We start from the raw sequence: 22,411 nt of genomic DNA, 5'->3' as shown, positions 1-22,411 counted from the left end.
GCCAAATGCATTGGCTGACACTCCGCAATCGGGAGCAAGCCCCCTCTCACATCAGCGCCATCACGCAGCACTGACGGTCACCCACAAACCGGTGCGGCGGGTGATATGGATCGGCAAGGTCTGCGCCAGGGTGTCGAGTATTTGCTGGGGGTTGTCCAGACGGTACAGGCCACTGACACGTAGACCCGCCACGGCGGGATCCAGGCGCAGCACGCCGTTGTGATAGGGGCGCAGTGCGTCGATGACGTCGGCCAGCGGGCGGTCACGCACTTGCAGGAAGCCATCGATCCAGGCGGTGGCTCCGGTGGAACTGGCCTGCACCGGTCCGAAGCCTGCGCGGTCGTAGCGCACCTCATGGCCGGCAGCGAGTTGCAGGCGCTCACCGTTCTGGCCGTCGATTTGCACCGCACCGTTCAGGGCGACGACTTGGCCCTGCCCTTCGCGCTCGCGCAGCACAAAGCGGTTGCCATGGGCGCGCAGACGCGCCTGGTCGGTGTGGATCAGAAAGGGCCGAATGCGGTCGCTGGCGACCTTGGCCAGTAACTCGCCTTCGCGCAGGCGCACAAGCCGCCGTTGCGGGTCGAACTGGATATCCGCCGTACTTTGCGCGTTGAGCAATAACTCGCTGCCATCCTCCAGCGTCACCGTGCGGCGCTCGCCGGTGCCGGTGCGGATATCCGCCGTGAGGTCCATCAACGGCAAGCCCAGCGGCTTGGCCAACCACGCAGCGCCGAGCGCGACACCGGCGCCTGCCAGCGCAACCTGCAACACCTGGCGACGGCTGGACGGTGCCTCCAACGCCTGCTGCAACACCTGGCCACTCACCCCCTGTGCCAGGGGCACCTGGAATACGCCAAGGCGTGCTTCCAACTGTTTACACAGCGCGTCGTGGCGCGGGTCGGCGGCACGCCATTGTGCGTAGCGCTGCCAGTCGCCCGCCGTAGCCTGGCCGGAACGCAGCAGCACGTGCCAGCGTGCGGCGCTGTCGATCAATTCGTCGTTCATTCCACGCACAGCCGCAGGCAACGGTTGAAGGCACGGTTCATGTAGTCGCTGACCGAGCGCTGGGAAATCCCCAGCTCGGCGGCGATTTCCGGATAAGTCAGGCCATTGAGCTGGGACAGCAGGAAGGTCGCCTTGACCTTGGCCGGCAAGCCGTCGAGCAACTGGTCAATGGCTTGCAGCGCCTCAAGCATTTGCGCGAGCTCTTGTGCAGACGGCGCAGTTGAAGCTTCGTCGTTATCGAGTGCACTGAGGTAGGCACGCTCCAGATCACGGCGGCGCCACAACTGGTACACCAGGCGCTGGGCAATGGTGGTGAGCAAGGCGCGAGGCTGGCGGATGGGTACCACACCCGGTGCACTCAGGAGCTGGACAAAGGTGTCGGCGGCGATGTCTTCGGCATGTGCGCGGGAATCGAGGTGACGGTGCAAGCGGCCGCACAGCCAGGCGTAATGACTGCGGAATAACCCGCCCACGTAATCGCTGTGAGAAGTGTCGGCGCCGGACATAGTGGCTCCATCTGAGTAGGTTGCACGTTATGTCCGGTGTTCCGGTGAAACGATCCTAGCAAGGCTGCTTATTCTTTAATAATACTTAAAAAGTATTTTTATATAACCTTATCTTAGATCCGCATAGCCACTGGCAATGGCCTGTTGCTGGTAATCCAGCAGCACCCTGTAGTCGTCCTCGCTGGCCGCAAGTACTTCCTGCACGCCCAGGATTTCAGCGACCTGCGGCAAATCTTCCAGCGCCTGATTCATCGCCAGGCGTATTGCCGTGACCTGTGCATCCTGCAAGCCCCGCGCGCCGATATACGGCAGGGTCGGGCTCGGGGCGCTGCGCGCGACGATACGTAGCCCTGCCACTTCCCGCGGTGAGAATCGAGCCAGGTGGTCGTAGGTGACACTGTCGATGGCGGCAAGGTCGGCGCGGTCTTCCCGCAGCCAGCGCAGGCTCTCGCGGTGGGCACCACTGATGTCGACAGTGGCGAAGAAACGCCCATCGCGTTGCAACGGTGCCAGGCGCTCCCGCAGCAGGTTCATGCCGCTGTTGGAGTCGTGGCCGTTGATCACACCGCGGCTGTTGTAGAAATCCGCCAGGATGTGGCGAGGGTTATCATCGCGGGTCAGTAGCAGGCTGCAATGTTCGCCGCCACTGCTGTGGGGCAGCTCATAGCGGGGGCGGCCGATCACTCGGACCTGGCCACGCAGTTGGGTCATCAACGGATAGCCGCAGGTTTGCGCCATCAGCAACTGGGGCGCGAGCCATACGCCAGGCAAGTCAAGGTGGTCGGCGTTGAGACGACGCAGCGCCAGGTGCTCGAAGATGCGCGTCAGCCACTGGTCATTGGCCTGCCGGATCGCCTCGGGCGCGACATACATCCGCAGCTCGGCATAGTGCTCACTCATCGTCATCTCTCACGCAAAAGGGTGCCGGGGGCTATCGATGGCCCTGAGGCCATGGCGGCTGATCAACTCGCCGTAGCCTTGCACCAGGAAACCACCGCTGCGGGCCACCCATTGATCACGCCGCGCACGGTAGACCGTGGGCAGCAAGTACCAGGGCAGTTTCGGCAAGTCGTGATGCACCAGGTGCAGGTTGTTGTTGAGGAACAGCCAGGTCCACGGCCAGGACGCTTCGTTGAGGACGGTGCGCTGCTCCGGTTGCGGATGCGGGCGGTGTTCATAGTAGGAACGGATCGAGGCCAGGGACAAGGCCGGCACACTGACCAGCAGCAGGTAGTGCCACACCGACAGCGCGCTGTAGTGGGCGATAAAACTCAGCATCAGCACGGTAACGCCGCCGTGGGCCAGCCACATGGGCCAGACCTGGGGCAGGCGTTGGAACTCATGACGGGCCAGCCGGCCAATCGCCAAGGGCGCCGCCAGCAGAAAGCGGCCGAGCACGGTCTTGGTCAGCCAATGCACGCCACGTTCCAATAGCACACTGTTGTCCCATTGCCGCTGGGTGAGGTAGCGGCTTTCCGGGTCGATGCCGGGCAAGGTCAGGTCTTCATCGTTGTGGTGCAGCAGATGGCTGTCGCGATACAGCGTATAGGGATACCACACGGCAAACGGCGCGTAGCCGAGAATCTTATTGAACAGCGGCGATCGGGTGGGGTGGCCATGAAGCAGTTCATGTTGCACCGATAGCCACAGCGTCACGAGCGGAATCAGCAGCAGCGTACTCAACCACCGGCCCAGCCAGTGGCTGCCGAACATCACAGCGAACCATCCAGCGTACACGCCGATCAACAACAGCCAGGTCGGCCATTCGGTTCTGACGGTGAAGGTGCTGGCCAGGGCTTCGATTTCCCGGCGTTGGGTCGGATCAAGGTAATGGGCCATAGGCAGCTCGGAGCAGGTGTTTCCTGCTCTGTGCAATAAGCCGCAAAAATCCTGCAGATCATTGGGTGCTGAGCTTAGAAGCAAACGCATCAAGCGCTACAATCGCCGCCCTCGCCCTCTCACTGGTTTGAACATGCTTATCCAATTGCTCGCAGAACCCCTGTGGCCGCTGCTGAACAAGTTTTATCGCAGCCACAATTCGTCGATGAAGGCGCTCAAGGGCGGGCGTCTATGGGTGGCGCGCGACAGCGAAATCGTTGCCGGTCTATGCCTGACGCCGGTGGTCGGCGGGCAGTGGCTGACCGGCGTGTTCGTAGACCCGGCGTATCGTGGCCAGGGGTTGGCCGCGAAGCTGATTCTGGAAGCGGTGGCAGCGTGCGAAGGCACCGTGTGGTTGCTGTGTCATCCGGATCTGGAAGGCCTGTACCAACGCATGGGCTTCACCCAGGACACACTGCTGCCGCAGTCCCTCAGCGAACGGCTGGTGCGCTACAAGCGCAACAAGCCGATGATCGCGATGGGCTTGGATCGTGGGTAATGCGTGATCCGTGCGTACCGGGTCTTGTATCAGGCCGTCAGTCGTCGGCGGCTGGGTCCATGTCGGGAAACATCACCTCGATAAAGCCGAATTTGCTGAAGTCGGTAATTCGCGACGGGTACAACCGGCCGATCAGGTGGTCGCATTCATGCTGCACCACCCGCGCGTGGAACCCATCGGCAAACCGCACAATCGGCTCGCCCTTGGGGTCGAAACCCTCGTAGCGAATCTGTTGGTAACGGTTCACCGCGCCCCGCAAGCCTGGCACCGACAGGCAGCCCTCGTAACCCTCTTCCAGCACCGGGCTGAGCGGCGTGATCAACGGGTTGATCAGGATGGTCTGCGGTACCGGCGGCGCGTCCGGGTAGCGTTCACTGGCCTCAAAACCAAAGATCACCAGTTGCAGGTCGACGCCAATCTGCGGCGCGGCAAGGCCGACACCGCCGACGTGTTCCATGGTCTGGAACATGTCGTCGATCAGTTGCCACAGCTCGGGGCTGTCGAACATTTCCGGTGGCACCGGTGGCGCGATACGCAGCAGGCGCTCGTCGCCCATTTTCAGGATTTCACGGATCATCGATCAGACTTCGTCGGTAGTGGGTTTGGAATGGTCCCGGCCCAGGCCTGAGACGTGGCGTTTTTCATCCGTGCCGGCGGGTTCGTCGAACTGCTTTTCGCCGGGGTCCTTGCCCTCGGCCGACATGTGCTCGATCACCGCATTCATCTCCGCCCCCAGCAACAGCACGGCGGCAGAAATGTAGAAGTACAAAAGCAGCACGATAATCGCACCGATACTGCCGTACATGGCGTTGTAGTCGGCGAAGGTTTTCACGTAATAGCCGAAGCCCAGGGAAGCGACGATCCACACCACCACGGCCAGCACCGAGCCCGGAGTGATGAAGCGGAATTTCTGCTGCACATCGGGCATCACGTAGTACATGAGGGCCACGGCGAACATCAGCAGGATCACGATCACCGGCCAACGCAGGATGGTCCACAGGGTGACCACGAACTCTTCCATGCCGATCTGCCCGGCGAGCCATTCCATCACTTGCGGACCCAGTACCATCAACGCGGCAGCGGCGAGGAGCATGCCGGCGATACCGATGGTGTAGAAAACCGACAGGGGAAAACGCTTCCAGATCGGCCGGCCTTCAACGACATCGTAGGCGGCGTTCATCGCGCTCATCATCAGGCGCACACCGGCGGAGGCGGTCCACAAGGCGATCACGATACCCACCGAGAGCAAGCCACCCTTGGATTGCTGCAACTGGTCGATCACCGGGTTGACTTGCTCCAGCGCCTGCGGCGGCAACACCAGTTCCGACTGCAGGCGCAGCCAACTGAAAAAGTCCGGCAGGTGCAGGAAACCGATCAGGGCGATCAGGAACAGCAGGAAGGGGAACAACGAAAACAGCATCTGGTAGGCCAGTGCCGAGGCGTAGGTGGGCATTTCGTCATCGACGAATTCCGTGACGGTGCGCACCAGCACTTTATGGAGCTTGAGACCGTTCAGTACCGGAAAAATCATAGCGTCTCCTTTCGCCGCAAAAGGTTGAGTTCGTGGGCGACTCAGGGGCCGTTTTCTACATCAAGGTAGCCCATTTGGCGACCTTGAAACAATTTCGAAACTTTAACCGCAGCACATGACACAAAAACGGCCATCCGTAGATGGCCGTCGAGCTGCGCAAAACCAGCCTGCGACTCAAGACTACTTGGTCGCTTTTTTCACCGCATCCTTGGTATCACCGACTGCCTTTTCGACCTGGCCTTTCTTTTCCTGCACGACGCCTTCGGCGCGCAGTTTGTCGTTGCCAGTGACCTTGCCGACGCCTTGCTTGATGTTGCCGACGAGCTCGTCTTTCAAACCTTTTGCCTTGTCCGATGTACTGCTCATGGTATCTCTCCGAAGAACAATCAGGTGTTTTGGGCATTGCAAGAAGATGGACCCGAAGCGGTACGGCAGAGTTTCAATTATTTTTTCGGTGCGCATTTCATCGAAAGCGGCAGGTTTGGCTTTATGTTTTGCGGCCAACCCCTGAGAATGCCCGGCACATTCAGGCTATAACGCTGAATAACAGATCCCGTAGGAAGGTTATGAAACTCAATAAAGCACAGGCCATCGCCCGCCGAAACACCGAACTGGGCGGTGCCGTACTCGGCGTCAACAACTGCCACTTCACCGACCTGGACCGCAAGCGCAACATCTGGTGGTTCGACCTGCCGGTAGGCCGCATTGCCGTGGGCCAGTACGAGTGGATTCACCTGCTGATGCACAACGCCGAGAGCGACCAGTTGCTGCACCTGAAGGTGCCGACGGTATTCCTGCGCGAAAATCTCGAAGGGCTGGTGGTGCGCAACGCCGGCAAGCGCAAGCCGGAGATCACCCTTGAGCTGAGCGCCGACAAGGATTCGTTCCTCAAGGACGTACGCCCGGCGGGTGCGGGTATCAGCTTTGCCGAGTTCGCCCAGTAATGGCTTCGCGCCATTAATCGTACGCAACTAATGAATATCTGAAGTGATCTCGCGACTGTATTAACGCAGTCGCAAGTTCTTCTTGCCTATATATATTTCAAAATGTAAATATAGAGCCCTGCATTTTTTTGAAAATGGAGGTACACGTATATGGAGCGGTATTTGTCATGGATAAGACAACTCAGTCAGCACAGCCAAACACCTCCAACCCTTACCCGTTTTATTGAATCAGCCACCTTATTCAGCCACACCATCGGGTTTGACTTTTTCTCCTACGCAGTGTGTGAAACCACACCTTTCACGCGCCCCAAGATTCATATATTCGGCAATTACCCCCGCGCCTGGCTGGATCGATATAAAGAACAGAACTATGCAGTCATTGATCCGACAATACGCCATTGCAAAGTCTCTTCCGAACCTGTGCTCTGGAGCACAGATTTTTTTGAAGAGTGCCCCCAACTGTGGAAAGATGCCCGGGCCTTTGAGCTAAACATCGGACTTGCCCAACCCTCTTTCAATGCCCGCGGGTATATCGCACTACTTTCCCTGGCCAGAAAAGATAATGCTATCGAAGAGGCAGAGTGGGAAACGCTCAAGCCGTTGATAAAAGCCTTCTCCGAAACGGCGGGTTACCATATCTTCGAATTGGAAGATGCACTGACCAGTACGCTGGATATCGAGTTCGGACAAAAAGAGAAAGAAGTATTGCGGTGGACCGCTGATGGAAAGACCTCTGAAGAAATTGGTCGCATATTAAACGTGACCGCCGACGCGGTGAACTTCCACCTTCGCAACATCCAAAAGAAGATCGGAGCCTGCAATCGGGTTCAAGCGGTCACCTATGCTGTAGCCCAAGGCCACATCTAAGGTATGGCGGCGCAGCTGCCGTCGGCAGCTACGCCAGCGCACCTCTCACACAAACGTATCGATAGCGGCCTGGTCGTACAGCCAACGCACCACGGCGAGCACCTCATCAGTATCAGCCGGCACCGCCAGCACTTCGCCCAACACCACAGCCCCCCCACGCTGCAAGGCACTGATCAGGGCACGCACGGTGCTTAACTGCTGCACTCGCAGCATCGCCCCCGCCGCAAACAGCAACCCTGCCTGTTCATTCAGGACCAGGAGGTACAACGGGCTATCGGCTCTTGCCTGAATCGCCGCTTGCGAAAAATCCACATCCGCCGAGCGCCCCAAGGCGCGGTCACGAATAATGCCGTTGGCGGACAACTTGAGCAGCATCTGGATTTTGCTGTTGTCCCGGATCGTGTCGATAAACTGTGCTACCGGCGCCGGCAGCTCTACGTCGGCCAACGACCCGAACACGCCCGCCGGCACAGGGGCGATAGCGCCCGTCTGCGTACTGGCGGCGTTGGATGCCATCGCGGCTTTGATCGGGTTTTCACAGAAACCCTGCGCCGTACCGTGACTGAACATACCCACCGACACGGTGAGGGTTGTCTCCAGCGCCTCCAGCTTGTTGTAGTGCCACCAACCGGCCGGGATGAAGAAAATCTCACCAGCCTCTACTTCATAAATAGTCGCATCGGCAGCGTAGGGGCTGACATCGATGTGCCCGAAGCACACCCCATTGAGCGCAGACTTTCTTTCCAGGGCCATCTCGTCGAAATACGCCGGCGGCCAGATCATCATGCGTTTGCGGCCATACAACGGAAGCAGAAAGGTATCGCACGAATCGTTATGCAGGCCGATCCAGGTGGAGCGGTAGCGCCCGCCGATAAATACCGCATTAGCCCCGGGATAAGGCATACCGTATCGCTCGATGTAACCGTGGGTGAATGCGCGTAACTTCTTGGCCACGGTACTGGAATGCTTCAGGCAGTAGTCGCGGGTGAAGGTAATGCCCTCGGCGTCATTGAGTGCGGCAAAATCCCGGACGAACTGCTCGAACCCGTCAAATGCCTGGGGAAACCCGGGCACAGACGGTTGCTTGAGCATTTGGCCGTCCGCGTTGACGGTCATGTCGCCTGACTCGACAACATTCCGGGCCAGTTCAAAAACGTCTTCAAGGCTCAGGAGCGGCTCGATCAGGGCGCCCTGCTCAATCACCACCGGTTGCGTTTTGTCTTGGGAGAGACTGACGAAGTGCTCCCAGAAAGCAGCCGGTACCGTCGGCGTATTCTTAGCGTCGCAAAAATGTGCGCGAGTCGTGGCAGTCATCATTCGTCACCTTCAATCCGGGAAAGCATCAGGGTAAAAATCCTTGTAGACGTTTTTGATCTGGTCATCGCTCAGGCCCAGCACACGCACCAGCACTGCACTGAACATGCACGGGACAACGGCCAGGATGATGAGCAAACCCAGGGCCGCCATGGCGTAGCTCACACCCAGCACACCCGAGAACGCCCCGCCGACCAGCGCACCAAAGGGAATGACCAGGCCGGAAACAAACGATGTTGCCGAGCCGATCCGGTTGCGGTAGTTATCAGGCGTGGCCAGCATGCGTACCGTTGACGTGTTGACCGTGACCATGACCAGGCCGACTCCGCCCATGAACAGCAAGGGCACGGTAACGCTGGCGAACCAACCGGGCCGGGCGTGAAAGAACTGGCTGAAAAGCCCGCAGCCCAGCATCGCCAGCCCGACCAGCAGGAACCCGGCAAACACCACGTTGGGCCGACCCCAGCGTCCGTTGGCACGCTTGACCAGAAACAGGCTGCCGATCAGCAACCCCACTGCAAAAGCCCCTTCCGTCACAGCGATAAGCCACAGGTCCTGGGGGAAATACCGGTTGATCAATACCGGAAACAGCACCGCAAAGAGCGGGTACAACGAAAAGTTGACGACGAAAGCCAGCAGGCTCAGGTTCCACTCCGGCTTGACCCGATACAGGGCGGTAAAGCCTTCACGGGTGCGCGAGTACCAGGCAGCCAGATAAGAAAGCTGGTGCGCACCGGGCACTTGGCTGGCAACAGGCGCCCTGACCATGACGATCAACACCAGCGCCACCAGCACCGCCATCGCATTGAGCCAGAGGGTACCCAGCACGCCCAGCGGCCCCAGCAAAATGCCGGCGGCCAGTGGCCCCATCAATGCAGACGATGAGCCGACGATGCTTCTCAGGCGCACTGCATCGCTGACCCTGTGAGTGGCGACCAATGCGGGGGTCAGGCTCATCTGGATCGGATCACGGATACCGATGGCCACGCCGGAGATGGCCAGGCAACCCGCGATCAACCATGGCAGATACAGGTCCAACGTACCGAGAGCCGCCAGTACCAGCGTGGTTGCAGTGCTGATGGCATAACAGCCAACCAGCAGGCGATGGCGATCATATTGATCGCCCAGCCAGCCAAACAAAGCGCGCGACAACACATCCGCGAGCGTGGCAACCGCGACAAAGCCTGCAAAAGTGAGCGGGTTCGCGGTCTTGCCCAGCACCCACCAGGCGATCGCAAACTGCCCACAACGGGTGCCCACCGCGTTGAGGAACGCAGCCCATTGGATCAAATAGAAATCGCGCCCCAAGCCATTGAGGGACGAACCGCTCATTGCACCGCCCCATCACGGCTCAAGCGCTCCCGGCAACCGGCAGCCATGTAGGCATCCAGCCCACCGGTCAAACTGCGGCATTGCCCGTCACCAACGATGGCGTTGAGGGCGTGCAGCGCTTTCATACTGCGCACACCACTCTTGCAATAGATCACCGTTTCGATGGCCGGCTCCGCCTGAGTCAGGCGCTGTGAGAACTGGCTCAAGGGAATGTTGATGCCTCCCAGGGAAAGCGCCAGGTGCTCGTGCTCGTCTCGCACATCGATCAATTGCAAAGGAACGTCACTGCGCAGCCGTTGCTCCAGTGCCAGGGCAGAAATGGCATACCGCTCGCCGACGGCCACCGCGCAGCTGGCTTCGATGGCCTGGGGCTGGTGGATCAGTGGTCGCTCGCCGCTCAAGGGGTTGCTCGCCCGATGACGCACCGAGACTTGGCGCAAATGCAGGCCCAACGCATCGAACAACATTAAGCGGTTGGCTGAAGGCTCGCCCACCTCGGCCAGAATTTTGATTGCCTCCAGTGCCTGGATTGAGCCGAGAATGCCCGGCAGAACCCCCAACACACCCGCCTCGCCGCAATTTTGTGCCAGGCCGGCCGGAGGTGGCTCGGGGAAAATATCGCGCAGGTTGGTTGAGCGTCGACCCTCGGCATCCAGCAGGTTGAACACCCCGACCTGCCCCTCGAACTGGCTGATGGAGGCATAAACCAGGGGTTTGCCGGCAAGGTAGCAAGCATCGTTGAGCAGATACTTGGTGGTGAAGTTATCCGTGGCATCGACAATCACGTCGTAGTCTTGCACGTAGGCCAACACGTTGCTTTGGCTGAGCCGCTCGGCGTAGTGGCGGATGTCGATGTGCGGGTTGTTATCGAGAAGCTTCTGTCGAGCGACGGCCCCTTTGGGCGCGCCGATATCGCCGACGCCGAACAACAACTGCCGATGCAAGTTGCTGACGTCTACGGTGTCATCTTCCACGATGCCGAGATGGCCGACACCCGCGGCCGCCAGGTACATCAACGCCGGGCAGCCAAGCCCACCCGCGCCCACCACCAGCACCTTGCCAGCCTTGAGCCGCGCCTGGCCTTCGGGGCCAAAGCCCTTGACCAGGAAATGCCGCGCGTAGTGAGCCTGTTCGTCCTGACTGAAGCGTGCTTGGTTCATATCAGCCTCCAGCCACGGCGCTGATGATCAGTGCTGTGGAATGAGCGTTCAGGGGAATCTCACTCCACTGTTCTTCATCGGCGTAAGGAATGTCATCGATCACCAGGCTGATAAACGGCTTGAGGCGGTAATCGCCCTCAACGATGGCGCTGTACAACAGGGGCTCGTCGACACGCAGCCCCTCCATCAGTTGCAGGGCATTGGCGCAGGGTAACGCCCAGGTTTTGCGACCATTGGTCAGGTCTGCGAACTGGCTGGCAATAATGATTTGGGGCATGGCTGGTTTCCTTGCGGGTACACAATCAGATCGTGATGGCAGTCGGTCAGTGCGTTGAACACTAATCGCCCCATCGGCGTGAAATACGGGCGTTCGGCAGCAGTCTCCAGGCAACCGGCCAGATAGCGTTGCAGGTACACCTGGCGTTTGGTGTCCGGCGTCGAAGGGTGCAAACAGCGGTAATACTTCAAGGCGGCGGCGGCAAAATGTGCGGCCGCCATCACCCCCCGCAATGTCTTGCCAGGCGTGCCCGAGGGCAGCACATAGTCCCTGGGCGCTTGCGACGTTTGCAGGTCATAGACCTCCATCACGAAGTTGAGCCAGATATGCGCGTGCTCATGCACGAGGGTCTCTTCCAACGGAATGGCCGAATCGAAGGCTTGCTCGCCCAGGTAAATGGTTTGGGGAATCAATGCGCTGGTGGAACTGCTCATGCGTTGCAACAGCTTGCGGTAACGAATGGGGATGTTGAAAAAACCACGCCAGGTAGGGCTCACTTCGCAGATTCGGGCCGTGGCCGTATAGATTTCCTGTTGCTCCAAAGCCGAACATTCCGTCGAGTCGAACTCCTCGACCTGGCTAGTGGCCAAACGCTTGAACAGCGCACGCGCATTGCCCGGCTCCAGATAATCGGTCAAAGCGCCATGGGCCTGCGGAGCTGCGTTACGCCGGCTGCAGGCGACGGCAGTCAACAGCGTCGCCGGTCGCACAGCCTCATCAATAAAAGGCAGGCCGCCAATCGTCTGGAAAAAAGTGCTTGGGGTCATCAGCCGTCAACCCGCCGATTCGGCGTGCCAGCACCGAGACGTGAGAAAGCCTTGCAGATCCTGGCTCTTGACCCGGAATTCGTTGAAACCAGCCAACGCCTCATCCACTGCCTGGCGCGTCATTTGATCGGTGGCCAGTAACAGCTTTTTCAGTCGGGACAAGGTTCGCTCGGCGTACCAGCGTTCCTTCAGATCCTGGATGATGGCCTGCGCGTGATGCGCAGAAATTTTCTGCTGGTTTTGCAACGCACTGACAAACCCACGCAGATGGATCAGCGGTTCGGACATCGCGCGATACGGCGCATCAATTTCATGCACCAGCGTGACTTCATCGTCGTCGAACTCCGGATCATCGCGATAGTGTCCATAGACAACCCCGTAGCCTTGCATGCCAAGAAGGCGCATTTCGCCCGCCCTGATCGCCCCCATGGATGCCAAGCCCCATACTTTCCAGCCCCGCTGGATGGCATGGCGGATCTCGATATGCCCTACGGAAGGGAAGCTGTGGAACGTACCATCCACAATGGCGATACAGCCCGGCTGCGGGTACTGCGCAACCAGTGTCTGTATGTCGCCGCGCCTGGCGGGCGCATGCACTACCACCTCACTCTGCCCGGCCAGGGCCTGCTCCATTCCGGATGCCGTTGGCCCTACGAATAAATGCAGCTTCATGCTTGCTCCTACCCTAGCGTGCGATATAGCGCGACAGGCGAGGACCTGCACGCTTGAGTGCCGGCTGGAACGACTCCATGCCTGGGATAACGATCTTGACCACCGCCAACGGTGAATCATTTTTACTCAGCACCACCCGCAGAACCTGACTAAACCCCGCGTCGCGCAGACGCTGGAGCAAACATTCCAGCGCTGAATCAATGCTGTGGATCTGCGCGTTGGCGTCCTCGATGTCGGAGTAGGCAATGGCCTGGCGCGTGTCGTTGACGTGGCCGCGCAAGCGCGCAACGGCGTCGAGCTCGGCCTGGCGATCACTGGCGCTGAAGTACTTGAAACGCTCGATCAGGTCATCCCGGCCACCGTGGATATAGGAAAGCCGCGACTGCGCGGCTTCGGCGAGCCCCCGGACGGCCGCAATATCACGGCACAAATGCAGGCCCGAACCACAGGAGATCGCAATGGGCGCATCGTCGGACGGCTCCATGATGAACCCCTGCACATACGGCAGCCCGATCACGCTGGGGGTATAGCGCACAACGGCGCTCAGCCCGGCGGCCTCAACCCTGGCGAACAACGGGTCAAGGGTTTCGACCGGACAATCGCGCAAGACGTGCCGCGAGGTGTCTTTCATGAAATTGAAGGCTTGCACGTCGCGCTCGACGATTTCAGCGATGCCATGCACGCTGGCCTCATCCACGGTGTTGCCGGAACTGAGGCCGTTGGTGCTGGTGCCAAAAATACGCTGGTACTGATTTTCGCTGAATGGCGAAAAGATCAGCTCGGCCGGTACTGCGAATGTTTGCCCGGTGGCAATATCCTGCGCATGGACACAGGCCAATGGCCCGTCAGGGTCGATCGGCGCCCCGAGGATCGGGCAAAAATCAACGAAATCGTAGGCAAAGCCGGCTTGAGCCGCCACCTTGCGGGGGGTTGAGACAAAAACCTCGATGTTTCGATTACGGTATTCGGCGATCGCAAACTCGATGGCTTCCATGTAGGCACCGACTCGCGCCTCTTCCATGCGCATGCCCTTACCGGCACTGACACAGAGCGAGCCCTCAACGGCATCGGGACGAATACTGGCAAACACCGGAATACCAATCTTATCCAGCCAAGTGGTATTGGTGACCCGCGTAATACCAAACTCCAGGGCAAGTTTCCTGGCATGGCCCAACGTGTCGGACAATGATGCCTTGCGCAAACTTGAAGTCATGCGATACATAAAGTGGCCCGTTGAATTCCTGATCGCTAGTTGCGTGCTATTCGATCAGCCGAATAGCACGCAGTGTATTACTTAGCGGTATCTTCAATATCAGCGGAGATATTGTTGTTGGATTCGTGAATAACGAAGCCAGCGCGCATTTGGCCTTCATCGTTCAGGATGTCGGCAAAGGCATCTACAGCAGAAGCGTCGAGTGCGAAAGTTTCGTTAGTTGCGTTATTCATGGTTATTTCCTCGAATAATAGAATGCCGTTATCGGCTATCACTTTTCGGGGGCTGACGCATTCGATAAACCAATGCGACATTGTGTCGCCCCTAAAACAGCCCTGAGAGTTTTAGAGCACTCGACGACGACGCTCAACTACAAGATTTGGTAGGTCCATCGGTGTAAATTTCTTCAAGGAGGGGCGCAAGTCCAGCAGGGCTGGCGGCTAATCGGAAAACATGAAACTTTTGTCACTTGGGTTGGGAGGGCTAAAAAACCCTTTATTTATGTTTTTTCCACAGTGGTGGCTATATGCAACTAACGAAAACAAGCAGCACATTAAACAGCACCCAATAAAAAACCCGTACTTCATCGAAGTACGGGTCTGTTGAAGCCGCTGGAGAGCTTACTTTTTGAGGCCGAGTTTCTTCAGCTCTTCATCGCGCAATTCACGGCGCAGGATCTTGCCCACGTTGGTGGTCGGCAACGCATCGCGGAACTCGACGGCCTTGGGCACCTTGTAGCCGGTGACGTTGGCGCGCATATGCTCCATCACCTGGTCCTTGGTCAGGGTGGCCCCTGGCTTGACCACGATGAAGATCTTGATGTGTTCCCCGGACTTCTCGTCCGGCACGCCGATGGCCGCGCATTGCAGCACGCCCGGCAGGGCTGCCAGCACGTCTTCCAGCTCATTGGGGTAGACGTTGAAACCGGAGACCAGAATCATGTCCTTCTTGCGGTCCACGATGCGCATGTAGCCGTCCGGCTGGATGATCGCGATGTCACCGGTCTTCAGCCAGCCTTCGCTGTCGAGGATCTCGGCGGTGGCGTCTTCGCGCTGCCAATACCCCTTCATCACCTGCGGGCCTTTGATGCACAGCTCGCCGGTTTCGCCCAGCGGCAACTCGGCGCCGTCGTCGGCGATGACTTTGCATACCGTCGACGGTACCGGAATACCGATGGTCCCGATCTGAATGCTCTGGCTCGGGTTGACCGTGGCCACCGGGCTGGTTTCGGTCATGCCATAGCCTTCGCAGATGTTGCAGCCGGTGACGGCCTTCCAACGTTCGGCGGCGGCGAGCTGCAAGGCCATGCCGCCCGACAGGGTGACTTTGAGTGCAGAGAAGTCCAGCTTGCGGAAGCCTTCGTTATTGCACAGCGCCACGAACAAGGTATTCAGCCCGACAAAACCGCTGAACTTCCACTTCGACAGTTCCTTGACCATCGCCGGCAGGTCGCGTGGGTTGCTGATCAGGATGTTGTGGTTGCCGATCAACATCATCGCCATGCAATGAAAGGTGAACGCGTAGATGTGGTACAGCGGCAGCGGCGTGATCAGGATCTCGCAACCCTCGTTGAGGTTGGAGCCCATCAGCGCCTTGCACTGCAGCATGTTGGCGACCAGGTTACGATGGGTCAGCATCGCGCCCTTGGCCACGCCGGTGGTGCCGCCGGTGTACTGCAGAACGGCCACATCGCCACTGGCCGGGCTGACGTCGTTGACCGGTTGCCCCTGCCCCTTGGCCAGCACGTCGTTGAACTTGATCGCCTTGGGCAAGTGATAGGCCGGGACCATTTTCTTCACGTACTTGATGACGCTGTTGATCAGCAGGCGCTTGAACGGCGACAACAGGTCAGCGACTTCAGTGACGATCACGTGCTTGACGGAGGTCTTGGGTACGACCTTTTCCGCCAGGTGCGCCATGTTGGCCAGGCAGACCAGGGCCTTGGCCCCGGAATCATTGAATTGGTGTTCCATTTCCCGCGCGGTGTACAGCGGGTTGGTGTTGACCACGATCAGGCCGGCGCGGATGGCGCCGAATACCGCGACCGGGTATTGCAGGACGTTGGGCAGTTGCACGGCGATTCGGTCGCCAGGCTTCAAGTCGGTGTGCTGTTGCAGGTAGGCGGCAAAGGCGCCGGACAATTCGTACAGTTCACCGTAGGTGATCGTCTTGCCCAGGTTGCTGAAAGCCGGTTTGTTGGCGAAGCGCTGGCAGGACTGTTTCAGTACCGCCTGAATATTCTGATACTCGTCTGGATTGATTTGTGCAGCAATCCCGGCGGGGTACTTATCCTTCCAAAAGTCTTCGTTCATGGAAGCCCACTCCTCAGCGACGCGAATTCATCATCGCATTTGATGCGATTATTATTGGTGTATGTTTTTTTAGGTGAGTCTGGCGCTTTCAAGCAGGCCGAGAAGTCACAAAGCGCGCCGAGAGTAGCAGCTTTGCCAAGGGCCGCCTAGAGCCAAAAGAGAGCCCTACAGTCATAAACACGACTGTCCTACAATATTTGGTCACACTTGAAATAGTCACCGAATAACCGGGAGAAAGGCTCTGGAATAAGCTTTTCAGGGAAAATTAAAACAATGTGGGAGGGGGCTTGCTGTGGCGAGGGAGCTTGCTCCCGTTGACTGCGCAGCAGTCTCCGGCTGTATGGAGCCGCTTCGCCCCCCAGCGCAAGCAAGCTTGCTCGCCACAGCAAGCCCCCTCCCACATAGAGCTCATTTCAAATCAGGCGATATCGCGAAGCTCGCGCCGCAAGATCTTGCCCACCGGCGTCATCGGCAACGAGTCGCGCAGCACGATATGCTTGGGCACCTTGTACCCCGTGAAGTTGTTCTTGCAGTACGCCTTCAGCTCTTCAAGGCTAACCCCCTGGGCACGTGCCACCACGAACAGTTTCACGGCCTCCCCGGTACGCTCATCCGGCACGCCGATCACCGCACAGTTGGCCACCGCAGGGTGCGCCATCACCACGTCTTCGATCTCGTTGGGGTAGACGTTGAAACCCGAGACGATAATCAGGTCTTTCTTGCGGTCGACAATGCTGACGAAACCATCGGTGTCGATCACCGCAATGTCGCCGGTCTTGAGCCAGCCCTCGGCGTCCAGGGTCTCGGCAGTGGCTACCGGCTGTTGCCAGTAGCCTTTCATGACCTGCGGGCCCTTGATGCACAACTCGCCCCGCTCGCCCAAGGGCAACTCATGGCCGTCATCGTCTATGACCTTCATGGCGGTGCCCGGCACCGGGATCCCCACGGTGCCCAGCCGCGAAAGGCTGCCGTAAGGGTTGGTGCTCGCCACGGGTGAGGTTTCGGTCAGGCCGTAACCTTCGCCGATGGAGCACCCGGTGAGCGCCTTCCAGCGCTCGGCCGTGGCCTTGACCAGGGCGGTGCCGCCGGAGTTGGTGATCTTCAGGTGGGAGAAGTCCAGAGTCTTGAAATCCGGGTGGTCCATCAAGGCGACAAACAGCGTGTTGAGCCCCAGCAGGCAGGAGAATCGCCACTTCTTCAATTCCTTGATGAAGCCGCCGATATCCCGCGGGTTGGTGATCAACACGTTGTGGTTGCCGGTCACCATCATGCACATGCAGTTCGCCGTGAACGCATAGATATGGTAGAGCGGCAGCGGCGCGATCATCACTTCCTGCCCTTCCTTCACCAGCGGCTGCCCGTCATCGGTGACCTGGGACATGCAGGCCCGCACCTGTTGCATGTTCGCCACCAGGTTGCCGTGGGTGAGCATCGCGCCCTTGGCCAGGCCGGTGGTGCCGCCGGTGTATTGCAGCACCGCGATGTCATCCAGGCTCACCGGGTGGCGCGTCACGCCCAGGCCCGCGCCCATGCGCAAAGCGCGCTTGAAGGACACGGCCCGAGGCAGGTTGTAGGCCGGGACCATCTTCTTGACCTTATCGACCACGGTATTGACCAGCCAGCCTTTGGCGGCGGGCATGAAGTCGCCCATTCTGGCTTCAATCAGGTAATCGATCTCGGTATCGCTGCACACCTCCTGCACGCGCGAGCCGAACAGGTTGAGGTAGACCAGCGCACGCACGCCGGCATCCTTGAACTGGTGGCGCATCTCGCGTGGGGTGTACAGCGGGTTGGTGTTGACCACGATCAGCCCGGCGCGCAATGCACCGAACACGGCGATGGGGTAATGCAGCACGTTGGGCATCTGCACAGCGATGCGCTCGCCCGGCTTGAGGTCGGTATGCTGTTGCAGGTAACCGGCGAACGCCGCGCTCTGGCGCTCAAGCTCGGCGTAGGTCAGGGTAATGCCCATGTTGCTGAATGCCGGACGGTCGGCAAAGGCCTTGCAGGAACGCTCGAAGACTTCGATCACCGACTTGTAGCTGGTGAGGTCGATGTCAGTGGGAACGCCCGCCGCGCGTTTGTCATTCCAGAAATCAGGTTGCATTATTCTTGTCCCCTTACCTGAGTATGTCCGGCCGCTGTAGCGATCACTGCAGTGATGAAAAAGCAGGCTGCTATAAAAAGCGGAGCTTTGGGGACGTTAGCAGCTATGGCCAACCAGGCAAATACGCCAAACCGTTTCATTGATTGTATGAATCTTGTCTCTGAGGCGTAGGCAGATGTCCGGCCCTCGGCGAATGAGCTATACATTGCATCGACCCCGAGCAAAGGAAGCGCCATGAACCACTGCACCTTCTGGCTGACCGCGAATGACCACAGCCGCCTGTACGTCAATCAATGGCTGCCGGACGGCCCTGCCCGGGCCATCATCATGCTGTCCCATGGCATGGCCGAGCACAGTGGTCGCTACGCACGCCTGGCCCAGGCCCTGTGTGCAGCCGGTTACGGGGTGTATGCGCCGGACCAGCGCGGCCATGGCCGTACGGCGGATGAAGGCACCCTGGGGTTGTACGCCGAGCATGACGGTTGGAACAAAGTCGTCGGTGATCTGGCCAGCCTCAACCAGCACATCGCCCTTCAACAGCCGGGGCTGCCGATCATTCTGTTGGGCCACAGCATGGGCAGCTATATCGCCCAGGCCTACCTGTTGCACCACAGCGCCAGCCTGGATGGGGCGATTCTCAGCGGGTCGAATTTCCAGCCCGTGGCGTTGTACCGTGCCGCCAGGGTGATCGCACGCATCGAGCGCGCGCGCCAGGGTTTGCGCGGGCGCAGCGCATTGATCGACTTTTTATCGTTCGGCTCATTCAACAAGGCATTCAAGCCCAACCGTACAGCGTTTGACTGGCTCAGCCGTGATCCGGATGAAGTGGACAAGTACGTCAACGACCCGCTGTGCGGTTTCCGTTGCACCAACCAATTGTGGGTCGACCTGCTGGGCGGCTTGCAGCAAATCAGCAAAGCGTCCAATCTCGCCCAGATCGATCCGGGCCTGCCGATTCTGGTAATAGGTGGCGAATGTGATCCGGTGAGTGAGGGCAAGCGTCTCAAAAGCCTGGCCCATGCCCTGCGTGAGGCCGGCTGCCAGCACCTGCAATTGAATATCTACCCGCAGGCGCGTCACGAAGTATTCAATGAAACCAACCGCGATGAAGTCACCGCGGATGTGCTGACGTGGCTCGAACAGGCGCTGACTTTACGCCGGCCGACCCGCTGCGAGTAACTTCTTGATAAGTCGTTTAAAATCAGCCAATTAATTTACCGATTAGCCACAGGATGCACCCCTAGATGACCCAGGTTACCAACACCCCGTACGAAGCCCTCGAAGTCGGCCAGACCGCCAGCTACAGCAAGACCGTCGAAGAGCGGGATATCCAGTTGTTCGCCGCGATGTCCGGCGACCACAACCCGGTGCACCTGGATGCCGAGTACGCCAAGGCCACCATGTTCAAGGAGCGCATTGCCCACGGCATGTTCAGCGGCGCCCTGATCAGCGCGGCGGTAGCCTGTGAGTTGCCTGGGCCGGGCACCATCTATATCGGCCAGCAGATGAGCTTCCAGAAACCGGTGAAAATCGGCGACACCCTGACCGTGCGCCTGGAAATCCTCGAGAAACTGCCGAAATTTCGTGTGCGTATCGCCACCCGCGTGTTCAACCAGAACGATGAGTTGGTAGTGGACGGCGAAGCGGAAATTCTTGCACCGCGCAAGCAACAGGTCGTGACCCTGACAGCGCTGCCGCCGATCAGCATCGGCTGACAAGTTCGCCCCTACAAAGGCTTGCACCCAATAAAAAAGGGTCAGTCACCCGATAAAGTGACTGACCCTCTTTTATTGGGGGAGCAAGCCCCCAGCAGCACTTACGACTGGGCGCGAGCTTGGTTACGCAGGGCTTTTACCTGGTCGTGGTTGCGCTGAACGCCGTGGTACTGACGCTCAACCAGGTCACGAATACCCAGCAGGTTGTGCTTGTTGATCTTCTCGATCGCTTCCCGGTAAGCCTTGAGGGCGTGGTCTTCACCGCGCTCGGCTTCATTGAGCACCGCTTCCTCATCTTTACCGGTCACCATCGACTTCACGTCGACCCAACCACGGTGCAGTGCACCGGCTACGCTACCGGAGTTTTCCGGATCGCCGCCCAGCGCACGTACGGCGGTTTTCAGTTCTTCAGCGGCTGTACCGCAATCGACGGAACGCTTGGCGAACAGCGCCTTGAGCTCTGGGTGCTTGATGTCTTCAGCGCACTCCTTGAAACCTTTTTGACCGTCGATGCTGGTTTCGATCAGGTCATTGAGTACGGAGATCGATTCTTTATTGATGTCAGTCATTTTTCAATTCCTTGGGCAGGTTTAAAGAAGCTTGTTTAAAGCTTGCATGAGGTATTGCAGCGCCCGTGCCAAGTTTTTCAATAAAAAATTCTGTTTAATTTTCAGTAAGTTACGAAATATTGAACCATCTGTATGGACGTTATTTGCATGATCTGTCATTTGGCCTTCATGCAAAATACCTGTATTTTTCAAGCTCTCCCCTCAATCGCTTGACGCTCATGAACCCGGAAAAACTCGAACTGCTGATCACCCGCGAGATGCCTTTTGGCAAATACAAGGGACGGATCATTGCCGACCTGCCGGGGCCCTACCTCAACTGGTTCGCCCGCGAAGGTTTCCCCCACGGCGAGCTGGGTGGCTTACTGGCATTGATGCAGGAAATCGACCACAACGGTCTGTCCGACCTACTCGAACCGCTACGCGTGAAACACGGTAAACCCGCCCCTCGCCATTAGAGCCTTGCCATGCCACGCAATGCGCACAACGAACATCACTGGTACACCATCGCCCAGCGCTATGAGCTGGAACCCGGTCCGATCAATCTGGAAAACGGTTACTTCGGGCGCATGAGCCGTGCGGTACGTGCGCAATACCTGGAGCACGTCGCCTTTATCAATCGCAGCAATTCGGTGCACGTACGCCAGCAGTTCGAACGGGGCGAAAACGTCGAGATACGCCGCCAACTGGCCGGGCTGATCGATGCCGAACCTGGATCCATCGCCTTCACGCGCAACGCCACCGAGGCCTTGCAGTCGCTGATCCGCAACTACAATCGCCTGCAACCGGGCGATCAGGTGCTGATCAGCGACCTGGAGTACGACACAGTCAAGGGGGCCATGCGGTGGTTGGCGGGTTATCGCGGCGTGGACGTGATCGAGGTGTCCCACACCCACCCGGCCAGTTTCGACAGCCTGGTACAGACCTATCGCGATACCTTCAGCCAGTACCCGCGTTTAAAGCTGATGGCGCTGACCCACGTTACCCACCGCACCGGGCTGGTCATGCCCGTTTCGGCGATCGCCAAGGCTGCACGCGAGCAGGGCATCGACGTGATCCTCGACGGGGCCCACGCCCTGGGCCAGATCGAGTTCAACCTGGCCGAGCTGGGCATCCAGTTCGCCGGCTTCAACCTGCACAAATGGATCGGCGCACCGCTGACGCTGGGTTTTCTCTACATCGCTCCCGAGCGCCTGGCGGATATCGACCCGGACATGGGCGAATTCCACTACCCCAGTACGGATGTACGCGCACGCACGCCCTACAGCACGCCGAACTTTCCGGCACTGATGACGCTGCCGCTGGTGCTTGAAGAACATCGCGACCTGGGTGGCGCCGCGGCCAAAGGTGCGCGGGTGAATTACCTGCGGGATCTGTGGGTGAGCCGGGTGCGGCCATTGCCGGGGATTGAAGTGCTGACACCGGATGATCCGCGCCTGTATTGCGGGATCACGGCATTCAAGTTCATAGGGCGGGACCAGCAGGTGATGGCGGACCGCTTGCTCAAGGATTACGGCCTGTTCACCACGACCCGCGTCGGCGCGGCGTTTGGCACCTGCATACGCGTGACGCCCGGCCTGGCGACCTCGGCGGCGGACATCGATGCCCTGGTCGGCGCCATTACCGAACTGAGCACAGATTAAAAACATGCAGTTGGCAGCAGGTTTTTTCAGGCAAAAAAAAGCGGTACACCGACCAAGTGCACCGCAAAAATGCCGTTAAGCACAGCAACAACGATTCAGTAAA

At 59.0% G+C, this 22,411-nt stretch carries 25 protein-coding genes; 7 read left to right on the top strand and 18 right to left on the bottom strand.

The window, feature by feature from the left end; translation table 11 throughout:
* Positions 1-60: 60 nt before the first annotated feature.
* From ACQRBV_RS14070 to ACQRBV_RS14055, 4 genes are all read right to left on the bottom strand, one after another.
* Complete coding sequence (locus tag ACQRBV_RS14070; protein WP_411984761.1) at positions 61-1,005, bottom strand: FecR domain-containing protein; 945 nt, start codon at positions 1,003-1,005, stop codon at positions 61-63.
* Entirely contained in the window at positions 1,002-1,511 is a 510-nt protein-coding gene (locus ACQRBV_RS14065; protein WP_244700326.1) for a sigma-70 family RNA polymerase sigma factor, read from the bottom strand. Before ACQRBV_RS14065 ends, ACQRBV_RS14070 begins: the two co-directional genes overlap by 4 nt.
* A 108-nt stretch (positions 1,512-1,619) precedes the next feature.
* Positions 1,620-2,411 carry a phosphate/phosphite/phosphonate ABC transporter substrate-binding protein gene (locus ACQRBV_RS14060; protein WP_411984762.1) on the bottom strand — a complete coding sequence of 264 codons (792 nt, stop codon included), beginning with the start codon at positions 2,409-2,411 and terminating at the stop codon, positions 1,620-1,622.
* 9 nt (positions 2,412-2,420) lie between these two features.
* Positions 2,421-3,350, bottom strand: coding sequence for a fatty acid desaturase (locus tag ACQRBV_RS14055; RefSeq protein ID WP_411984763.1), 930 nt, complete (start codon positions 3,348-3,350; stop codon positions 2,421-2,423).
* Between the two features lie 133 nt (positions 3,351-3,483).
* Between ACQRBV_RS14055 and ACQRBV_RS14050 the strand changes: the two genes are divergently transcribed.
* A complete protein-coding gene (locus tag ACQRBV_RS14050; protein ID WP_090368960.1) occupies positions 3,484-3,888 on the top strand; it encodes a GNAT family N-acetyltransferase in 405 nt (134 codons plus the stop codon).
* A 37-nt stretch (positions 3,889-3,925) separates the two neighbouring features.
* On the opposite strand, the gene def is transcribed toward ACQRBV_RS14050, so the two are convergent.
* The 3 genes from def to ACQRBV_RS14035 form a co-directional block, all read right to left on the bottom strand.
* Complete coding sequence (gene def / locus ACQRBV_RS14045; RefSeq protein WP_060754105.1) at positions 3,926-4,465, bottom strand: peptide deformylase; 540 nt, start codon at positions 4,463-4,465, stop codon at positions 3,926-3,928.
* Between the two features lie 3 nt (positions 4,466-4,468).
* A complete protein-coding gene (locus ACQRBV_RS14040; RefSeq protein ID WP_060754106.1) occupies positions 4,469-5,419 on the bottom strand; it encodes a YihY/virulence factor BrkB family protein in 951 nt (316 codons plus the stop codon).
* Between the two features lie 180 nt (positions 5,420-5,599).
* A complete protein-coding gene (locus tag ACQRBV_RS14035) occupies positions 5,600-5,785 on the bottom strand; it encodes a CsbD family protein (RefSeq protein ID WP_060754107.1) in 186 nt (61 codons plus the stop codon).
* A 200-nt stretch (positions 5,786-5,985) separates the two neighbouring features.
* On the opposite strand from ACQRBV_RS14035, the gene ACQRBV_RS14030 reads away from it, so the two are divergent.
* Together ACQRBV_RS14030 and ACQRBV_RS14025 are read left to right on the top strand one after the other, a co-directional pair.
* Positions 5,986-6,363 (top strand): hypothetical protein, encoded by a 378-nt coding sequence (locus ACQRBV_RS14030; protein ID WP_060754108.1) that lies wholly within the window; start codon positions 5,986-5,988, stop codon positions 6,361-6,363.
* A gap of 150 nt (positions 6,364-6,513) precedes the next feature.
* Positions 6,514-7,230, top strand: coding sequence for an autoinducer binding domain-containing protein (locus ACQRBV_RS14025; RefSeq protein ID WP_081086994.1), 717 nt, complete (start codon positions 6,514-6,516; stop codon positions 7,228-7,230).
* A gap of 45 nt (positions 7,231-7,275) precedes the next feature.
* On the opposite strand, the gene ACQRBV_RS14020 is transcribed toward ACQRBV_RS14025, so the two are convergent.
* The 10 genes from ACQRBV_RS14020 to fadD2 form a co-directional block, all read right to left on the bottom strand.
* Positions 7,276-8,544: a cupin-like domain-containing protein gene (locus ACQRBV_RS14020; RefSeq protein WP_158510686.1), complete on the bottom strand. Its 1,269-nt coding sequence runs from the start codon at positions 8,542-8,544 to the stop codon at positions 7,276-7,278.
* Positions 8,545-8,556: 12 nt separating this feature from the next.
* Positions 8,557-9,876, bottom strand: coding sequence for an MFS transporter (locus tag ACQRBV_RS14015; RefSeq protein WP_060754110.1), 1,320 nt, complete (start codon positions 9,874-9,876; stop codon positions 8,557-8,559).
* Positions 9,873-11,036, bottom strand: coding sequence for a ThiF family adenylyltransferase (locus ACQRBV_RS14010; protein WP_060754111.1), 1,164 nt, complete (start codon positions 11,034-11,036; stop codon positions 9,873-9,875). The genes ACQRBV_RS14015 and ACQRBV_RS14010 overlap by 4 nt, the downstream gene beginning before the upstream one ends.
* Before the next feature lies 1 nt (position 11,037).
* Complete coding sequence (locus tag ACQRBV_RS14005) at positions 11,038-11,313, bottom strand: MoaD/ThiS family protein (protein WP_060754112.1); 276 nt, start codon at positions 11,311-11,313, stop codon at positions 11,038-11,040.
* Positions 11,274-12,080: an aKG-HExxH-type peptide beta-hydroxylase gene (locus ACQRBV_RS14000; protein WP_244700334.1), complete on the bottom strand. Its 807-nt coding sequence runs from the start codon at positions 12,078-12,080 to the stop codon at positions 11,274-11,276. Before ACQRBV_RS14000 ends, ACQRBV_RS14005 begins: the two co-directional genes overlap by 40 nt.
* 6 nt (positions 12,081-12,086) lie before the next feature.
* Positions 12,087-12,752 carry a TfuA-like protein gene (locus ACQRBV_RS13995; protein WP_158510687.1) on the bottom strand — a complete coding sequence of 222 codons (666 nt, stop codon included), beginning with the start codon at positions 12,750-12,752 and terminating at the stop codon, positions 12,087-12,089.
* 13 nt (positions 12,753-12,765) lie between these two features.
* The gene (locus ACQRBV_RS13990; RefSeq protein ID WP_199777928.1) at positions 12,766-13,965 is read right to left on the bottom strand and encodes a YcaO-like family protein; all 1,200 of its coding nucleotides are present in this window, start codon (positions 13,963-13,965) and stop codon (positions 12,766-12,768) included.
* Between the two features lie 77 nt (positions 13,966-14,042).
* The gene (locus ACQRBV_RS13985; RefSeq protein WP_158510688.1) at positions 14,043-14,198 is read right to left on the bottom strand and encodes a hypothetical protein; all 156 of its coding nucleotides are present in this window, start codon (positions 14,196-14,198) and stop codon (positions 14,043-14,045) included.
* Positions 14,199-14,585: 387 nt separating this feature from the next.
* Positions 14,586-16,277, bottom strand: coding sequence for a long-chain-fatty-acid--CoA ligase FadD1 (gene fadD1, locus ACQRBV_RS13980; protein WP_090368953.1), 1,692 nt, complete (start codon positions 16,275-16,277; stop codon positions 14,586-14,588).
* Between the two features lie 418 nt (positions 16,278-16,695).
* Positions 16,696-18,384, bottom strand: a complete 1,689-nt coding sequence (gene fadD2, locus ACQRBV_RS13975) for a long-chain-fatty-acid--CoA ligase FadD2 (RefSeq protein WP_411984764.1) — start codon at positions 18,382-18,384, stop codon at positions 16,696-16,698.
* A 234-nt stretch (positions 18,385-18,618) separates the two neighbouring features.
* Between fadD2 and ACQRBV_RS13970 the strand changes: the two genes are divergently transcribed.
* Both ACQRBV_RS13970 and ACQRBV_RS13965 read left to right on the top strand, forming a co-directional pair.
* Positions 18,619-19,563 carry an alpha/beta hydrolase gene (locus ACQRBV_RS13970; protein ID WP_060754118.1) on the top strand — a complete coding sequence of 315 codons (945 nt, stop codon included), beginning with the start codon at positions 18,619-18,621 and terminating at the stop codon, positions 19,561-19,563.
* 65 nt (positions 19,564-19,628) lie between these two features.
* Positions 19,629-20,099: a MaoC family dehydratase gene (locus tag ACQRBV_RS13965; protein ID WP_060754119.1), complete on the top strand. Its 471-nt coding sequence runs from the start codon at positions 19,629-19,631 to the stop codon at positions 20,097-20,099.
* Between the two features lie 101 nt (positions 20,100-20,200).
* Here the strand turns inward: ACQRBV_RS13965 and ACQRBV_RS13960 are convergent, their stop codons facing one another.
* Positions 20,201-20,668 carry a ferritin-like domain-containing protein gene (locus tag ACQRBV_RS13960; RefSeq protein WP_060754120.1) on the bottom strand — a complete coding sequence of 156 codons (468 nt, stop codon included), beginning with the start codon at positions 20,666-20,668 and terminating at the stop codon, positions 20,201-20,203.
* A gap of 218 nt (positions 20,669-20,886) precedes the next feature.
* On the opposite strand from ACQRBV_RS13960, the gene ACQRBV_RS13955 reads away from it, so the two are divergent.
* Both ACQRBV_RS13955 and ACQRBV_RS13950 read left to right on the top strand, forming a co-directional pair.
* Complete coding sequence (locus ACQRBV_RS13955; RefSeq protein ID WP_060754121.1) at positions 20,887-21,123, top strand: DUF3820 family protein; 237 nt, start codon at positions 20,887-20,889, stop codon at positions 21,121-21,123.
* 9 nt (positions 21,124-21,132) lie between these two features.
* A complete protein-coding gene (locus ACQRBV_RS13950) occupies positions 21,133-22,308 on the top strand; it encodes an aminotransferase class V-fold PLP-dependent enzyme (protein ID WP_411984765.1) in 1,176 nt (391 codons plus the stop codon).
* Positions 22,309-22,411: the final 103 nt, after the last annotated feature.

Source organism: Pseudomonas sp. R11F, from assembly GCF_050312575.1.
Taxonomy (GTDB): domain Bacteria; phylum Pseudomonadota; class Gammaproteobacteria; order Pseudomonadales; family Pseudomonadaceae; genus Aquipseudomonas; species Aquipseudomonas palleroniana.
Note: the sequence above shows the minus strand (reverse complement) of the source record. Positions and strands in the feature narration are given on the sequence as shown.

What these genes read in the sequence shown, in the direction of transcription:
- ACQRBV_RS13985 (WP_158510688.1), bottom strand. Translation starts at nt 14,198, where the DNA reads ATGAATAACGCAACTAACGAAACTTTCGCACTCGACGCTTCTGCTGTA.
- ACQRBV_RS13955 (WP_060754121.1), top strand. Translation starts at nt 20,887, where the DNA reads ATGAACCCGGAAAAACTCGAACTGCTGATCACCCGCGAGATGCCTTTT.
- ACQRBV_RS13995 (WP_158510687.1), bottom strand. Translation starts at nt 12,752, where the DNA reads ATGAAGCTGCATTTATTCGTAGGGCCAACGGCATCCGGAATGGAGCAG.
- ACQRBV_RS14015 (WP_060754110.1), bottom strand. Translation starts at nt 9,876, where the DNA reads ATGAGCGGTTCGTCCCTCAATGGCTTGGGGCGCGATTTCTATTTGATC.
- ACQRBV_RS14040 (WP_060754106.1), bottom strand. Translation starts at nt 5,419, where the DNA reads ATGATTTTTCCGGTACTGAACGGTCTCAAGCTCCATAAAGTGCTGGTG.
- ACQRBV_RS14065 (WP_244700326.1), bottom strand. Translation starts at nt 1,511, where the DNA reads ATGTCCGGCGCCGACACTTCTCACAGCGATTACGTGGGCGGGTTATTC.
- ACQRBV_RS14055 (WP_411984763.1), bottom strand. Translation starts at nt 3,350, where the DNA reads ATGGCCCATTACCTTGATCCGACCCAACGCCGGGAAATCGAAGCCCTG.
- ACQRBV_RS13950 (WP_411984765.1), top strand. Translation starts at nt 21,133, where the DNA reads ATGCCACGCAATGCGCACAACGAACATCACTGGTACACCATCGCCCAG.
- ACQRBV_RS14020 (WP_158510686.1), bottom strand. Translation starts at nt 8,544, where the DNA reads ATGACTGCCACGACTCGCGCACATTTTTGCGACGCTAAGAATACGCCG.
- ACQRBV_RS14000 (WP_244700334.1), bottom strand. Translation starts at nt 12,080, where the DNA reads ATGACCCCAAGCACTTTTTTCCAGACGATTGGCGGCCTGCCTTTTATT.
- ACQRBV_RS13960 (WP_060754120.1), bottom strand. Translation starts at nt 20,668, where the DNA reads ATGACTGACATCAATAAAGAATCGATCTCCGTACTCAATGACCTGATC.
- ACQRBV_RS14030 (WP_060754108.1), top strand. Translation starts at nt 5,986, where the DNA reads ATGAAACTCAATAAAGCACAGGCCATCGCCCGCCGAAACACCGAACTG.
- fadD1 (WP_090368953.1), bottom strand. Translation starts at nt 16,277, where the DNA reads ATGAACGAAGACTTTTGGAAGGATAAGTACCCCGCCGGGATTGCTGCA.
- ACQRBV_RS14025 (WP_081086994.1), top strand. Translation starts at nt 6,514, where the DNA reads ATGGAGCGGTATTTGTCATGGATAAGACAACTCAGTCAGCACAGCCAA.
- ACQRBV_RS14005 (WP_060754112.1), bottom strand. Translation starts at nt 11,313, where the DNA reads ATGCCCCAAATCATTATTGCCAGCCAGTTCGCAGACCTGACCAATGGT.
- ACQRBV_RS14060 (WP_411984762.1), bottom strand. Translation starts at nt 2,411, where the DNA reads ATGAGTGAGCACTATGCCGAGCTGCGGATGTATGTCGCGCCCGAGGCG.
- ACQRBV_RS14010 (WP_060754111.1), bottom strand. Translation starts at nt 11,036, where the DNA reads ATGAACCAAGCACGCTTCAGTCAGGACGAACAGGCTCACTACGCGCGG.
- ACQRBV_RS13990 (WP_199777928.1), bottom strand. Translation starts at nt 13,965, where the DNA reads ATGACTTCAAGTTTGCGCAAGGCATCATTGTCCGACACGTTGGGCCAT.
- fadD2 (WP_411984764.1), bottom strand. Translation starts at nt 18,384, where the DNA reads ATGCAACCTGATTTCTGGAATGACAAACGCGCGGCGGGCGTTCCCACT.
- ACQRBV_RS14070 (WP_411984761.1), bottom strand. Translation starts at nt 1,005, where the DNA reads ATGAACGACGAATTGATCGACAGCGCCGCACGCTGGCACGTGCTGCTG.
- def (WP_060754105.1), bottom strand. Translation starts at nt 4,465, where the DNA reads ATGATCCGTGAAATCCTGAAAATGGGCGACGAGCGCCTGCTGCGTATC.
- ACQRBV_RS14050 (WP_090368960.1), top strand. Translation starts at nt 3,484, where the DNA reads ATGCTTATCCAATTGCTCGCAGAACCCCTGTGGCCGCTGCTGAACAAG.
- ACQRBV_RS13970 (WP_060754118.1), top strand. Translation starts at nt 18,619, where the DNA reads ATGAACCACTGCACCTTCTGGCTGACCGCGAATGACCACAGCCGCCTG.
- ACQRBV_RS13965 (WP_060754119.1), top strand. Translation starts at nt 19,629, where the DNA reads ATGACCCAGGTTACCAACACCCCGTACGAAGCCCTCGAAGTCGGCCAG.
- ACQRBV_RS14035 (WP_060754107.1), bottom strand. Translation starts at nt 5,785, where the DNA reads ATGAGCAGTACATCGGACAAGGCAAAAGGTTTGAAAGACGAGCTCGTC.